Origin of the sequence: Streptomyces sp. NPDC048254 (genome assembly GCF_043201895.1) — a bacterium.
Classification (GTDB): Bacteria; Actinomycetota; Actinomycetes; order Streptomycetales; family Streptomycetaceae; genus Streptomyces.
The window spans coordinates 135,777-149,551 of the sequence record NZ_JBICZJ010000001.1 but is presented as its reverse complement, the minus strand read 5'-3'; the positions used below and the strand labels follow the sequence as shown (position 1 = coordinate 149,551).

Annotated in this window: 14 protein-coding genes; 9 read left to right on the top strand and 5 right to left on the bottom strand. The window is 71.6% G+C overall.

Annotation, left to right across the window (positions count from 1 at the left end):
* Nucleotides 1–19: 19 nt before the first annotated feature.
* Nucleotides 20–1,471, bottom strand: a complete 1,452-nt coding sequence (locus ACGFZQ_RS00630; RefSeq protein WP_393838538.1) for an RDD family protein — start codon at nucleotides 1,469–1,471, stop codon at nucleotides 20–22.
* 238 nt (nucleotides 1,472–1,709) lie between these two features.
* Here ACGFZQ_RS00630 and ACGFZQ_RS00625 point away from each other — a divergent pair, with 238 nt between their 5' ends.
* The gene (locus ACGFZQ_RS00625) at nucleotides 1,710–2,123 is read left to right on the top strand and encodes an SsgA family sporulation/cell division regulator (RefSeq protein WP_393838537.1); all 414 of its coding nucleotides are present in this window, start codon (nucleotides 1,710–1,712) and stop codon (nucleotides 2,121–2,123) included.
* Between the two features lie 15 nt (nucleotides 2,124–2,138).
* On the opposite strand, the gene ACGFZQ_RS00620 is transcribed toward ACGFZQ_RS00625, so the two are convergent.
* On the bottom strand, nucleotides 2,139–3,545 hold the full coding sequence (locus tag ACGFZQ_RS00620) for an FAD-binding oxidoreductase (protein WP_382536489.1): 1,407 nt from the start codon (nucleotides 3,543–3,545) through the stop codon (nucleotides 2,139–2,141).
* A gap of 91 nt (nucleotides 3,546–3,636) precedes the next feature.
* On the opposite strand from ACGFZQ_RS00620, the gene ACGFZQ_RS00615 reads away from it, so the two are divergent.
* Complete coding sequence (locus tag ACGFZQ_RS00615; RefSeq protein WP_393838536.1) at nucleotides 3,637–5,145, top strand: tetratricopeptide repeat protein; 1,509 nt, start codon at nucleotides 3,637–3,639, stop codon at nucleotides 5,143–5,145.
* Nucleotides 5,146–5,569: 424 nt separating this feature from the next.
* On the opposite strand, the gene hppD is transcribed toward ACGFZQ_RS00615, so the two are convergent.
* Nucleotides 5,570–6,718 carry a 4-hydroxyphenylpyruvate dioxygenase gene (gene hppD, locus ACGFZQ_RS00610; RefSeq protein WP_393838535.1) on the bottom strand — a complete coding sequence of 383 codons (1,149 nt, stop codon included), beginning with the start codon at nucleotides 6,716–6,718 and terminating at the stop codon, nucleotides 5,570–5,572.
* A gap of 121 nt (nucleotides 6,719–6,839) precedes the next feature.
* Between hppD and ACGFZQ_RS00605 the strand changes: the two genes are divergently transcribed.
* The 7 genes from ACGFZQ_RS00605 (at nucleotide 6,840) to ACGFZQ_RS00575 (ending at nucleotide 11,922) form a co-directional block, all read left to right on the top strand.
* Nucleotides 6,840–7,322 carry an Lrp/AsnC family transcriptional regulator gene (locus ACGFZQ_RS00605; protein WP_351748245.1) on the top strand — a complete coding sequence of 161 codons (483 nt, stop codon included), beginning with the start codon at nucleotides 6,840–6,842 and terminating at the stop codon, nucleotides 7,320–7,322.
* A 27-nt stretch (nucleotides 7,323–7,349) separates the two neighbouring features.
* Nucleotides 7,350–7,997 (top strand): ABC transporter permease, encoded by a 648-nt coding sequence (locus tag ACGFZQ_RS00600; protein ID WP_393838534.1) that lies wholly within the window; start codon nucleotides 7,350–7,352, stop codon nucleotides 7,995–7,997.
* Nucleotides 7,990–9,222 carry a betaine/proline/choline family ABC transporter ATP-binding protein gene (locus ACGFZQ_RS00595; protein WP_351748243.1) on the top strand — a complete coding sequence of 411 codons (1,233 nt, stop codon included), beginning with the start codon at nucleotides 7,990–7,992 and terminating at the stop codon, nucleotides 9,220–9,222. The genes ACGFZQ_RS00600 and ACGFZQ_RS00595 overlap by 8 nt, the downstream gene beginning before the upstream one ends.
* Entirely contained in the window at nucleotides 9,219–10,073 is an 855-nt protein-coding gene (locus tag ACGFZQ_RS00590) for an ABC transporter permease (protein WP_393838533.1), read from the top strand. The genes ACGFZQ_RS00595 and ACGFZQ_RS00590 overlap by 4 nt, the downstream gene beginning before the upstream one ends.
* 89 nt (nucleotides 10,074–10,162) lie before the next feature.
* A complete protein-coding gene (locus tag ACGFZQ_RS00585; protein ID WP_351748314.1) occupies nucleotides 10,163–11,044 on the top strand; it encodes a glycine betaine ABC transporter substrate-binding protein in 882 nt (293 codons plus the stop codon).
* A gap of 81 nt (nucleotides 11,045–11,125) precedes the next feature.
* On the top strand, nucleotides 11,126–11,716 hold the full coding sequence (locus tag ACGFZQ_RS00580) for an ArsR/SmtB family transcription factor (RefSeq protein ID WP_393838532.1): 591 nt from the start codon (nucleotides 11,126–11,128) through the stop codon (nucleotides 11,714–11,716).
* Nucleotides 11,717–11,736: 20 nt separating this feature from the next.
* Complete coding sequence (locus ACGFZQ_RS00575) at nucleotides 11,737–11,922, top strand: hypothetical protein (RefSeq protein ID WP_393838531.1); 186 nt, start codon at nucleotides 11,737–11,739, stop codon at nucleotides 11,920–11,922.
* Between the two features lie 50 nt (nucleotides 11,923–11,972).
* On the opposite strand, the gene ACGFZQ_RS00570 is transcribed toward ACGFZQ_RS00575, so the two are convergent.
* Complete coding sequence (locus ACGFZQ_RS00570) at nucleotides 11,973–12,761, bottom strand: S16 family serine protease (protein WP_393838530.1); 789 nt, start codon at nucleotides 12,759–12,761, stop codon at nucleotides 11,973–11,975.
* A 78-nt stretch (nucleotides 12,762–12,839) separates the two neighbouring features.
* On the bottom strand, nucleotides 12,840–13,481 hold the full coding sequence (locus ACGFZQ_RS00565; protein WP_393838529.1) for an IclR family transcriptional regulator: 642 nt from the start codon (nucleotides 13,479–13,481) through the stop codon (nucleotides 12,840–12,842).
* Nucleotides 13,482–13,775 lie beyond the last annotated feature (294 nt).

Genomic DNA, 13,775 nt, shown 5'->3' with positions numbered 1-13,775 from the left:
CCCCGTCAGCGACGCCCCGTCAGCCGGCGACGAAGGTGTGCGCCGCCTTGTCGTGCCAGCACTGGTGCCAGGGCCGGTCGAACAGGCACCAGGCGACGCCGACGATCCCGATGCCCAGCAGCCCGGGCACGGTGTACACCAGCCAGCGGCGCAGCGAGGCGCCGAAGGCCGGGGGCTCGTGGCCCTCGATGTCCCGTACCTCCAGGCCGAACAGCTTCTTGCCGAGCGTGCGGCCCCACCTGGCGGTGGGCAGCACCTCGTAGAGGACGCCGACGAGGAGCAGGACGGCGAGCACGATCCCGAGGTAGAGGCCGGTCGTGCCGTCGAGCAGCCAGACGGTCTCGGTACGGCCGGAGAGCTTGGCCGCGTCGATCTTGTCCTGTACGTGGTCGGCCGCCTGGGAGCCGAACGGTACGGCGGCCGCGGCGGTCACCGCGCCGACGACCAGGCTGTCGACGAGCCGCGCGGCGAACCGCTTGCCGAGTCCGGCGGGGCGGGCCGACGCCTGCCGCCGGGCGGCCGCCTGGAAGGGGTCCTCCACCGGCGGCTTCCAGGGCGGGGCCTGCTGGTCACCCGCGAGCTGATGCACCTGCTGCGCCCAGGAGGACTGCCCCCCGCCGGGCCCGGCGGTCATCGGGGCGCCGGACTGCGGGGGTACGGCGGGGGCGACGGCCTGGGGAGCGGCGGGAGCCGGGGCCGCCGCGGCGCGGTCGGCGGCCGCCTTTCCGGCGCCGAAGCCGGGGCGGCCGCCACCGGGGGCGCCGACCGGCCCCTGAGCGCCGAACCCGCCCGCACCGGACGCACCGGCAGGGCCCTGAGCGCCGTAGCCGCCCGGCCCGGACGCACCGGACGCACCGGCCGCTCCCGGACCACCGGGCCCCGGCGCACCGAACCCACCCGGACCCGAACCCGCCGCACCGGCACCCTGCCCCCCGGCACCGGCACCCGTACCGGCCGCCGCGGCCCCCTTGTCAGGTGTGTTCTCGGTGCGGATCGGGCGGAAGGTCATCGTGCCGTCGTCCATGGGCGGTCGGTCGGCCGGCGGGGTGCCCGCGGGGCCCAGCGTGGGCCTGCGGAAGATGAACGTGCCGCCGGAGTCGACGTCGCCCTGGTCCGTCGGCGGGGTCGTCGCCGAGCCGTCCGTGTGGGACGACCGGCCGTCCGGCCGGGGCGGCGAACCCGCCGCCGCCCGGGGGTCGGTGCCCCAGGCACTCCCCTCGGCCGCCCAGCCGGAGGCACCCGGCCGCGGGTCCTCGTCGAAGAAGTGCGGTCCGGTCTCCTCGACCGCGGGGCTCGCGGGGCGGGAACCGGGCGGCGGGGCGAGCGGTTCGCCGTCGGACGGGGCCGGGCGGCTGGTGCCCGGCACCCACGCGGCGCCGTTCCAGTAACGGACGTAGCCGGGGATGGACGGGTCCGGGTAGTAGCCCTCGCGGGGCCGTTCGTCACCGGGTGCCGGGGTAGGGGCGGTCATGTCCGTCATCCCGTATCTGCTCGGGGGTCGTGTGGGAGGCTCCACATCTATCAGACGCGCGTGCCCACCACCGCCAGTCCCGCAGGACCCGCCCCTTTCCGGGCATCCCTGTGCGCCCCCTTCACCGCACCGGAAAAAAATTTCCCGGAACCCGCGTAATGCTCGCGGCCCCAGGCCCTCTCCCTCGTACGGGCCCGTCCACAGGCGCCCGTACGACCGACGAGAGGAAACGAACGTCATGCATCACACAGTGGTGGAGCGCGAACTGGAGCTGCGGCTCATCCTGTCCCCCGAGCGGAGCATCCCGGTCCCGGCCCGGCTCGGCTACCGCTCCGACGACCCGTACGCCGTCCATGTCGGCTTCCACATCAACTCGCAGTCCCCGGTGGACTGGACCTTCGCCCGCGACCTGCTGGTGGAGGGGGTGTTCCGGCCGTGCGGGCACGGGGACGTGCGGGTGTGGCCGACGAAGGTGGAGGGCCGCAGCGTCGTACTGATGGCGCTGAGTTCACCCGACGGAGACGCCCTCCTGGAGGCGCCGACCGTCCAGGTGTCCGCCTGGCTGGAGCGGACCCTGCGGGTGGTGCCCCCCGGAACCGAGGGCGGGCAGCTGGGGATCGACGACGCGCTCGACCAGCTGCTCGCCCAGTGAACGCGGATGACCGACCTAGAACAGCTTGCCGGGGTTGAGGATGCCCAGCGGGTCGAAGGCGTCCTTCACGGCCCGCTGCATCTCCACCCCCACCGGTCCGATCTCCCGGGCCAGCCACTCCTTCTTCAGGACGCCGACGCCGTGTTCGCCGGTGATGGTGCCGCCGAGCTCCAGTCCGAGGGCCATGATCTCGTCGAAGGACTCGCGGGCGCGGCGGCACTCGTCGGGGTCCTGGGCGTCGAAGCAGACCGTGGGGTGCGTGTTGCCGTCGCCCGCGTGGGCGACTACCCCGATGGTCAGCCCGTGCTTCTCCGCGATGCGCTCGACCCCTTCGATCAGGTCGGCGAGCCGGGAGCGGGGCACGCACACGTCGTCGATCATCGTGGTGCCCTTGACGGCCTCCAGGGCGACCAGCGAGGACCGCCGGGCCTGGAGGAGGAGTTCGGACTCGGCGGCGTCGTCGGCCGGGACCACCTGGGTGGCGCCCGCTTCCTCGCAGAGCGCGCCGAGGGCGGCGAGGTCGGCGGCCGGGTCCGGGGTGTCGAAGGCGGCCAGCAGCAGCGCCTCGGTCGACTCCGGCAGGCCCATGCGGGTGAGCGCGTTGACCGCCTTCACGGTCGTACGGTCCATCAGTTCGAGGAGGGACGGTACGTGCCCGCCCGCCATGATCCGGCACACCGCGTCGCAGGCGGCGGCCGCGGAACCGAACTCGGCGGCCAGCACCAGCTGCCGCGGCGGCTTGGGCTTCAGGGCCAGGACGGCCCGTACGACGACACCGAGCGAGCCCTCGGAACCGACGAACAGCCGGGTCAGGTCGTACCCGGCGACCCCCTTCGCGGTACGCCGGCCGGTGGACAGCAGCCGCCCGTCGGCGAGGACGACGTCCAGGCCGAGGACGTACTCGGCGGTCACCCCGTACTTCACACAGCACAGCCCGCCCGACGCCGTGCCGATGTTGCCGCCGATCGTGCACATCTCCCAGCTGGAGGGGTCCGGCGGATAGGAGAGGCCGTGTTCCTCGACCGCGCGGGAGAGGGTGGCGTTGATGACGCCGGGTTCGACGACGGCGATGCGGTCGACCGGCGAGATCTCCAGGATGCGGTCCATCCTGGTCAGGGACAGCACGATGCAGCCGTCGACGGCGTTGGCGGCGCCGGACAGGCCGGTGCGGGCGCCCTGCGGGACGACCGGGACCCGCAGCTCGGTGGCGGTGCGCAGGACGTGCTGGACCTGTTCGACCGTGCGCGGCAGTACGACGACGGCCGGGACGCCGGCCGGGCAGAAGCTCGCCATGTCGTTGGCATAGGAGGTGGTCACGTCGGGGTCCACGAGCACCGCGTCGGCCGGCAGGCCCGCCAGAAGCCGGTCGGTGAGGTTGCCGGTGGTCTCGTCCCGGGGGGCTTCGATACGGCTCATGATCACAGCGTCGCACCCGGGGCCATCGGTGTGAACCCCACAGGTGCCCTCCTTGGGCCGCCCGGGCGCGGTCGTCGTATTGACGCACAGTACGGGCATGTGCGCGCTCGATAACCGACCGTCAGGGCCCACCACCTCGCTGCTCGCGGAGCCGTCGCCGCGGCGCCGCCGCCGGGTGCTGCGGCGGCTGCTGGTCGTCGCGCTGGCGGGCGGGGCGGCGGCCGGCGCGGCGCTGATGCTGTGGCCGCACGAGCCGGCGCCGCGGCGCGCCGCCGCCCCGCCCCCGGCGGCCGGGCCGCTGGCCCGGGCGAAGGCCCAGGCCGCGGCCCAGGCGGCGCAGGCGGCGGCGCAGACGGCCGTCCTCAACGGCCTGCCCGCCGCGCTGCCCGACCTCACCTCGCTCATCGGCGCACGCCAGAGCCGGGTGCGGGCGCAGCCGAAGGACGCGCGGGCCTGGGCGGTGCTCGGGGCCGCGTACGTGGAGCGGGCGCGACGGACCGATGACAGCGCCGACTATCCGCGGGCCGAGCGGGCGCTGCAGACCTCTCTCCGGGTGGCCGGCAAGGGCAACACCGACGCGCTGGCCGCTCTCGCCGCGCTGGCGAACGCGCGCCGGGACTTCCCGACGGCCAAGCGGTTCGGCGAGGAGGCGCGGAAGGCGGCGCCGAAGCGGTGGTCCACGTATCCGGCGCTGATCGACGCCTACAACGGGCTCGGCGACTACAAGGCGGCCCGGTCCGCGCTCGACAAGCTGATGGCGCTGAAGGTCGGGGCGGCCGTGAAGCCGGCCGTGATGGCACGGGCCTCGGCCGTGTACCGGGACCGGGGCTGGCGCGAGGACGCGGTGGCGCAGGTGACGGACGCGGCGGCGGCCGCCGGGACCCCGGCCGAGCAGGCCGCGTATCTGGCCCAGGCCGGGCAGCTGGCCTGGGAGCGCGGCGAACGGGACGACGCGCTACGGCACTTCACGGCGGCCGTCCGCCTGGACCCCGACCGGTCGGCGGCGCGGGCCGGGCAGGGGCGGGCGCTGGCCGCGCTGGGCCGCACGCAGGAGGCGCTGACCGCGTACCAGGAGGCGCTCAGGCACCGGGCGGCTCCGCAGGTCTCCCTGGAGCTGGCCGAGTTGTACGAGTCGCTGGGGATGGGGCACCAGGCGGAGACGCAGTACGCGCGGTTGCAGACGCAGGTGCGGCGGGAGCTGGACGCCGGGGTCGACGACGAGTTGCTGATCGGGCAGTACGAGGCGGACCACGGGGATGTCGAGGAGGCGGTGGAGCGGCTGGCGGCCGAGTGGGAGCGGCAGCCGGGCATCGAGGTCGCGGACGCGCTCGGGTGGGCGCTGCACCGGGCCGGCGACGACAAGGAGGCGCTGAACTACGCCTCGATCGCGACGGACTCGACGAAGGGCGGCGGGGTCCGCAGCGCGTCGTACGCCTTCCACCGGGGCATGATCGAACGCGACCTGGACCTGGACGCGTCCGCCCGCCGCCACCTCCAGGACGCCCTGCGCATCAACCCGTACTTCTCCCCGCTGCAGGCCCCGGTGGCCCGAGCCACCCTGACCACCCTGGGCGACCAGCCACCGAACGAGGAGGCCCCCCAGTGACCCACCGGCCCCCGGGCACCGCCACCGTGGCTGCCCGCCGCCGCGGCGGAGCCAACTGACCGACGTCAATCTCCCTCCGCCACACCGGCCGCAGCCGGGCACCACCGGAATACGCCGTCGCGGCGGCTGACCGCCACCGCGGCTGAGCCAACTGACCGACGTCAATCTCCCACCGCCACACCGGCCGCAGCCGGGCACCACCGGAAAACGCCGTCGCGGCTGACCGCCACCGCGGCGGAGAGAACTGACCGTCGTCGGTTTCGGTCCACCGCCACGACGGCGCAGCCGGGCACCGCCGGGATATGCCGTCGTGGCTGATCGCCGCCGCGGCGGAAAGAAGAGACCGGCACCAAATCCGCTCCGCCGCAACGGCGTCGGCCACGACGGTGGTCTCCGGCGGTGCCGAGCCCGACCGGCCCCCGGTTCACAGGTTGCCGCGGCGCTCCTGCTCTCGTTCGATCGCCTCGAAGAGGGCCTTGAAGTTGCCCTTGCCGAAGCCCATGGAGCCGTGGCGTTCGATGATCTCGAAGAAGACCGTCGGGCGGTCCTGGACCGGCTTGGTGAAGATCTGGAGGAGGTAGCCGTCCTCGTCACGGTCGGCGAGGATCTTCAGCTCGCGCAGGGTGTCCAGCGGGACGCGGGTGTCGCCGACCCACTCGCCCAGGGTGTCGTAGTAGGAGTCGGGGGTGCCGAGGAACTCGACGCCGGCCGCGCGCATGGTCCGTACGGTCTCGACGATGTCGTTGGTGTTGAGCGCGATGTGCTGGACGCCCGCCCCGCCGTAGAACTCCAGATACTCGTCGATCTGGGACTTCTTCTTGGCGACGGCGGGCTCGTTGATCGGGAACTTGACCTTCAGGGTGCCGTCGGCGACGACCTTGGACATCAGCGCGCTGTACTCGGTGGCGATGTCGTCGCCCACGAACTCCTTCATGTTCGTGAAGCCCATGACCTTGTTGTAGAAGCCGACCCATTCGTTCATCCGGCCGAGCTCGACGTTGCCGACGCAGTGGTCGATCGCCTGGAAGGTGCGGCGGGAGGGCGGCTCGACGACCGGGGACGCGGCGACGAAACCCGGGAGGTACGGGCCGTCGTAGCCGGTCCGCTCGACGAGGGTGTGGCGGGTCTCGCCGTACGTGGCGATCGCGGCGAGGACGACGGTGCCGTGCTCGTCCTTGAGCTCGTACGGCTCGGCCACCGACCGCGCGCCGTGCTCGACGGCGTACGCGTACGCGGCCCGCACGTCCGGGACCTCGATGGCCAGGTCGACGACCCCGTCGCCGTGCTCGGCCACGTGCCGGGACAGGAACGTGCCCCACTCGGTCTCCGGCCTGACGACGGAGGTCAGGACGAACCGCGCCGAGCCGTTCTCCAGGACGTAGCTCGCGGTCTCGCGGCTGCCGTTCTCCGGTCCGGAGTACGCGACCAGCCGCATGCCGAAGGCGCTGGAGTAGTAGTGCGCCGCCTGCTTGGCGTTGCCGACGGCGAAGACGACCGCGTCCATTCCCTTGACCGGGAAGGGGTCGGCCTGCCGGGCGGTCACGTCGGGAGTGTGCTGTGTGGTCTGCGTCATGGTCGAAGGGTGACCCTGGCCCACAAGGTGCGCAATAGTTCCCGTTTTCACTGGGCAATATGTTCAGTGGTACGGCCGTATCGGCGGCCTTTCTGTGCAGGATGACCATCCGGAGGCGGGCATGGCGATCGATCATCTGGACGGCCGGATCCTGGTGCTGCTGGCCCGGGAGCCGCGGATCGGCGTGCTGGAGATGTCCCGCCGGCTGGGGGTGGCGCGCGGGACCGTGCAGGCGCGGCTCGACCGGCTTCAGTCGAATGGAGTGATCCAGGGATTCGGCCCGCAGGTGGATCCGGCGGCCCTCGGCTATCCGGTCACCGCGTTCGCCACGCTCCAGATCCGGCAGGGCCAAGGCCCGGACGTGCGGGCCCACTTGGCGACCGTGCCGGAGGTGCTGGAGCTGCTCACCACCACCGGCACCGGGGACATGCTGTGCCGCCTGGTGGCCCGCTCCAACGCCGATCTCCAGCGGGTGATCGACCGGGTCGTCGGTTTTGATGGCATTGTCCGGGCCTCCACGGCGATCGTCATGGAGAACCCCGTTCCGCTGCGGATCATCCCGCTGGTGGAACAGGCCGCGGCGGACAGCGAAGGGACGACCTGACCGGTTCGGAGTTCGGAGTGAGCGCGCGTGAGCTTCTGGGAGTACCTGGGCAACCGGCACCAGACCCTGCTCACGGACGCCTACCAACACGCCAGCGCGGTCTTCCAGTGCATGGTCGCGGCGACGCTCATCGGCGTGGTGATCGGTGTGGTCACCTACCGCAGCGAGTGGGCGGGCAACCTCGCCACCACCGCGACCGCCACCATCCTCACCGTCCCCTCCCTCGCCATGATCGGTCTGCTGATCCCGATCGTGGGCCTCGGCGTCCCGCCGACGGTGATCTCCCTGACGCTGTACGGACTGCTGCCGATCGTGCGGAACTCGATCGTGGGCCTGCGCGGGGTCGACCCGATGCTGGTGGACGCGGCCCGGGGCATCGGCATGTCCCGGCTGACGCGGCTGCTGCGGGTCGAACTGCCGCTGGCCTGGCCGCCGATCCTGACCGGCATCCGGGTCTCCACGCAGATGCTGATGGGCATCGCCGCGATCGCCGCGTACGCCTCCGGTCCCGGGCTCGGCAACGAGATCTTCCGCGGACTGGCCTCCCTGGGCAGCAGGAACGCGCTGAACCAGGTGCTCGCGGGCACCGTCGGGATCATCATCCTCGCGCTGCTGTTCGACGCCGCGTACGTCCTGATCGGACGGCTGACCATTCCGAGGGGGATCCGTGGCTGAATCCCATGGGGCCCCGATCGAGCTGGAGAACCTGACCAAGCGCTACCCGGGCAGCCCGCAGCCGGCCGTGGACAACGTGAACATGGAGATCGGGGCGGGCGAGACGGTGATCTTCGTCGGGCCGTCCGGCTGCGGCAAGTCGACCACCCTGAAGATGATCAACCGGCTGATCGAGCCGACCGGCGGCCGGATCCGGATCGGCGGCGAGGACGTCACGGACATCGACGCGGTGAAGCTGCGCCGCAAGGTCGGCTACGCCATCCAGTCCGCCGGGCTGTTCCCGCACATGACGGTCGCCCAGAACATCGCCCTGGTCCCGAAGATGCTCCGCTGGCCGAAGGCCCGGATCCGCGCCCGCGTCGAGGAACTGCTCGACCTGGTCGGCCTGGACCCCGGCGAGTTCCACGGCCGCTATCCGCGCCAGCTCTCCGGCGGCCAGCAGCAGCGGGTGGGCGTGGCCCGGGCGCTGGCCGCCGATCCGCCGGTGCTGCTGATGGACGAGCCGTTCGGCGCCGTGGACCCGATCACCCGTGACCATCTCCAGGACGAGCTGATCCGCCTCCAGCGCGAACTGCACAAGACGATCGTCTTCGTCACCCACGACTTCGACGAGGCGATCAAGCTCGGCGACCGGATCGCCGTACTCCGCGAACGCTCGCACATCGCCCAGTTCGACACCCCGGAGGCGATCCTCACCAACCCGGCGGACGACTTCGTCTCCGGTTTCGTCGGCGCGGGCGCGGCCCTGAAGCGGCTGAACCTCACCCGGGTCCGGGACGTCGAGATGGGGGACTATCCGACGGTCACCCTGGACACCCCGCTCCAGGAGATCTTCAACAAGCTGCGCGGCAGCGGTACGAACGAGATCCTGCTGCTCGACAAGCGCGGCCGCCCCTACAAGTGGCTGCGGCGCGGCGACCTGATGCGGGCCAGGGGCTCGCTGGCCCGCGCCGGCACGCTGGTGCACGACACGGTGACCCGGGACGCGACCCTGCGGGACGCGCTGGAGGCGGTGCTCACGGACAACGCGGGCCGGGTCGCGGTGACCGGGCGGCGCGGCGAGTTCATCGGCGTGGTCGACATGGAGACCCTGATGAACTCGGTGCACGAACTCCTGGAGGCCGACCGCCTCGAAGCGATGGAGCACCAGCACGAACTCGAGGAGGCCCGGGCCGCCCAGACCCATGCCGAACAGGAGGGCGAGGGAGGGGAGCAGAAGGCGTGAGCACGTCCCCCGACGCCCGTCCCGAGGGCGAGCACGAGGTCAAGGGCCTCGCCTTCCGTGACGAGGGCGAGGCGGAGCAGGAGGCCCCGCCGCCGCGGCAGGGCCCGCAGGCCCGCCGTATCACCTGGCGGAAGCTGACGTTCCTGCCGGCGTTCCTGGTGGCGCTGCTGCTGGCCACCTGGCTGTGGTTCCAGCAGGCCCACCTGGACACGATCTCCGCGAACGCCCTCTCCCACGGCCAGGTCTCCAAGTGCCTGTGGCAGCAGGTGAAACTGACCGTGATCTCGACGTTCTTCGTGCTGATCATCGCGATCCCGCTGGGCATCCTGCTGACCCGCAAGGCCTTCCGGAAGGCCACCCCGGTGGCGATGGCCTTCGCCAACATGGGCCAGGCGACCCCGGCGATCGGCCTGCTGGCCCTGCTGGTCATCTGGCTGGGCGTCGGCGAGAAACCGGCCCTGATCGGCATCATCATCTACGCGATCCTCCCGGTCCTCTCCAACACCATCACGGGCCTGAAGGCGAACGACCCCACCCTCCTGGAGGCGGCGCGCGGCATCGGCATGTCCCCGCTGGGCGTACTGCGGAAGGTGGAGCTGCCGCTGGCCGTCCCGCTGATCCTCGCGGGCGTCCGTACGGCCCTGGTCCTCAACGTCGGTACGGCGACGCTGGCCACCTTCGGCGGAGGCGGCGGCCTGGGCGTCCTGATCACCACCGGCATCACGAACCAGCGCATGCCGGTCCTGGTCCTCGGCTCGGTCCTCACGGTGGCCCTGGCCCTGCTGGTGGACTGGCTGGCCTCGCTGGCGGAGATCCTGCTCCGGCCGCGGGGCCTGGAGGTGGGCCGGTGAGAAGGCTCTGCGTACCGCCGGCGCTGCTGCTGGCGCTGCTGCTGGCCCTGCTGCCGGCCGCCGGCTGCGGTCTGACGAGCGGCTCCCCCATGGTCGACGACGTGACACCGGGCTCGATCGGAGCCGGTGAGCCCCTCAAGGGCGCCCATCTCACCGTCACCTCCAAGGAGTTCACGGAACAGCTGATCCTCGGCGCGATCATGGGCATCGCCTTCGAGGCGGCGGGCGCGGAGGTCCTCGACCGCACCGGCATCCAGGGCTCGATCGGCGCCCGCGAGGCGGTCAGATCCGGGGAGGCCGACGGGATGTACGAGTACACGGGCACGGCGTGGATCACCTACCTGGGCAACAGCCACCCCATCCCCGACCCGCAGCGGCAGTGGCAGGCGGTCCACGACGCCGACCTGCGCAACGGCCTGACCTGGCTGCCGCCCTCCCGGCTCAACAACACCTACGCCCTGGCCATGAACCAGGCCAACTTCAAGAAGTACGGCACGAAGACCCTGTCGGACGTGGCCGCGCTGGCGAAGTCGGACCCGGGCGCGGTGACGCTGTGCGTGGAGGGCGAGTTCGCCAACCGCGCCGACGGTCTGCCCGGCATGGAGAAGGCGTACGGCATGAACGTGCCGGCGAAGAACATCACGCAGATGGACACCGGGATCATCTACACCCAGGTGCAGAAGGGCAGTTGCACCTACGGCGAGGTCTTCACGACCGACGGCCGCATCAGGTCCATGAACCTGGTGGTGATGCAGGACGACCGGAAGTTCTTCCCCAACTACAACGCGGCGCCCGTGATCAACACCAAGGCCCTGAAGAAGTGGCCGGCGATCGCGACGGTCCTGGACCCGGTGACGGCGAAGCTGGACAACACGGTGGCCCAGACGCTGAACGCGAAGGTGGACGTGGCCGGGGAGGACCCGCACCAGGTGGCGCTCGACTGGATGAAGGCGGAGGGGTTCGTGAAGTAGGCGGGCGTCGGGGGGAGTTACAAAGAAGTCGATGCAAAAGATGCGTTGCAAAGGAGTCTTTGCATAGCTATCTTTGTACGCGTGCCGGAGCCAGAGCCCAAGGAACGCCAGATCCACCATCTCGACGCCCGCTCCCTGCGCGGGCTCGCTCACCCGCTGCGGATGCAGTTGCTGGACGCGCTGCGCTTCGGCGGTCCGGCGACCGCGTCCCAACTCGCCGAGAAACTGGGCGAGTCCAGCGGGGCCACCAGCTACCACCTGCGCCAGCTGGCGACCTACGGCTTCGTCGAGGACGCTCCGGAACACGGCAAGGGACGGGAGCGCTGGTGGCGGGCAGCCCATGAAGGCCTGTACTTCGACGACGCACTGTTCACGGACTCCAGCCCGGCCGTCCGCGGCGCCCTCGACATGGTCATGCACGGGGTGGCCACCAAGCACGCCCAGCAGGTGTCCACCTGGCTCGGCAACCGGCAGACCTGGCCCGAGGAATGGGTGCAGGGCTCAGACATGAGCGACATGACGCTCCGGCTCACGCCCCGGCTCGCCAACGAACTCATCGAGAAGATGCACGCTCTCGTCGAGAGCTACCGCGACCTGCCCGAGGCAGCGGACGCCCCCGACGCCGAGCACGTACGCATCCACACGCACACCTTCCCGTTCACCACGGACTGACCGCAGAGAGGCAACACCCCATGCATCCCGAGACCCACCTCGCGCTGCACCACACCCGCACCGCCGAGCTCCGCGCCGCGGCTGCGGCCCACCGCCTCGCCACCGAGGCCAGGCCACCCCGGCGGGAACTCCGCATCCGCCTCGGCTGGACCCTGGTGGAAGTCGGCCTGCGCCTGGCAGCGCCGACCCCGGCAGTCGCCCCGTAAGGGGCGCGGGGAACTGCGCGACCAGCCCCCACCGGCGGGTCAGCCGAAACTCAGCAGCCAGGAACGCTCTTCCCGTTCTCCAACGCGACCAAGTCGGATACAGCCCCCTTGAGACTGGTCACCGGCACCAACCGCAACCCCTTCGGCAACTCCGCCTTGGCGTCCGCGCACTCGTCCTTCGGCACCAGGAACACCGTCGCTCCGTCCCGCCGCGCGGCCTGCGTCTTCAGCGCGACCCCGCCCACGGCCCCCACCGTGCCGTCGGCGCTGATGGTTCCGGTACCGGCGATGTTCTTCCCCCCGGTGAGGTCTCCCCCGCTGCCGTTCCCGTCCAGCTTGTCGACGATCCCGAGCGAGAACAGCAACCCCGCACTCGGCCCGCCCACATCCGCCAGCTTCAAGGTCACCTTGACCTTGCCGGCGCCGAGATCCAGGTACTTCAGCGCGGCCTGCGTCGCCGCGTCCTGCGACTGCTCCATCTGCTCGGTGTTGTGCTGCTCGATCTCCTTGACGTTGTCGCCGCTCGGATACACCGAGTCGCGCGGCATCACCGCCCGGTCCGTACGGAACCAGTTGCCGATGACGTCGCCCAGCGACACCCGGGTGTCCGGCCCGGTCGCCTCGATCGTCGTCATCCGCAGCTGCCCGCTGGTCGTCCGGGTGGGCGCCCCGGAGACAGTGATCACCGGGGTGCCCTGGTTGTCGCCGAGCACGTTCGCCGTCATCCCGGGCTGGGCCACCGAGAACGGCAACGGCGCGAAGACGGCCGTACCGATCAGAGCCACGACGGGAACCGCACAGACGGCGACGGCCTGGAGACGCGTGAGACGTGAGAGCACGGAGTCAATCTAACGCGGCAACGTGGCAACCACTTCAGGCCACCGCCCCCGGCTCCTTGCCGACCCCGCGCCGCCCCCTCAGCGCAACGCCTCCGCGACCTCCCGCGCCGCATCCATGACCCGCGCCCCCACCCGCTCGGGCACGGCGTCGGCCAGCATCACGACCCCGACGCTCCCCTCCACCCCGGTGACCCCGAGCAGGGGCGCGGCCGCACCGCTCGCACCGGCCTCCAGTTCGCCGTGGGTCAGCGTGTACCCGGGGTCGCCCTTCGGCGAGTGCCGCGCGGACAGGATCGCCTTCCCGGCGGCCCCCCGCTCCAGCGGGTGCCGGAACCCGGCCCGGTACGCCACGTGATAGTCGGTCCAGGTCGGTTCGACGACCGCGACGGCGAGCGCCTCGGTCCCGTCGACCAGGGTCAGATGTGCCGTCGCCCCGATGTCCTCGGCGAGCGACCGCAGGGCCGGCAGCGCGGCCTCCCGTACGAGCGGATGCACCTGCCGTCCCAGACGCAGTACGCCGAGGCCGACCCGGGCTCGGCCGCCCAGGTCGCGCCGTACCAGCGCATGCTGTTCAAGCGTGGCGAGCAACCGGTACACCACGGTCCGGTTCACGCCCAGTTTGGTGGATAGCTCGGTGACGGTCAGCCCGTGGTCCGTGTCGGCCAGCAGCTTGAGGACCCTGAGGCCCCGGTCGAGCGTCTGAGAGGTCTCCGCGGTCACGACGCCCACTCCTTAAGTGGTGAGGTCGGCAGCCTCCGACGCGGCGGATGCGTCGCCGAGTCCCGTCAACGACGCGCTTCAGAGGCCGCCGATCGGCAGGACGGCCCGGCGGCTCCGGGCCCAGTCGCTTCACGGCTGCGCTCCGCGGCGGCGCTGCCACGGGGCGTGTGCGTAGCCGGACAGTAGCGAAGGGGGTTCGCTGAGCGGAAGTCTCCGTCCAGAATCCGGTCACGCTCAGGTACGGACTACTTCGGTATGTGGTGGTATATACGCTGCGCATTCCCGAGGTCACCA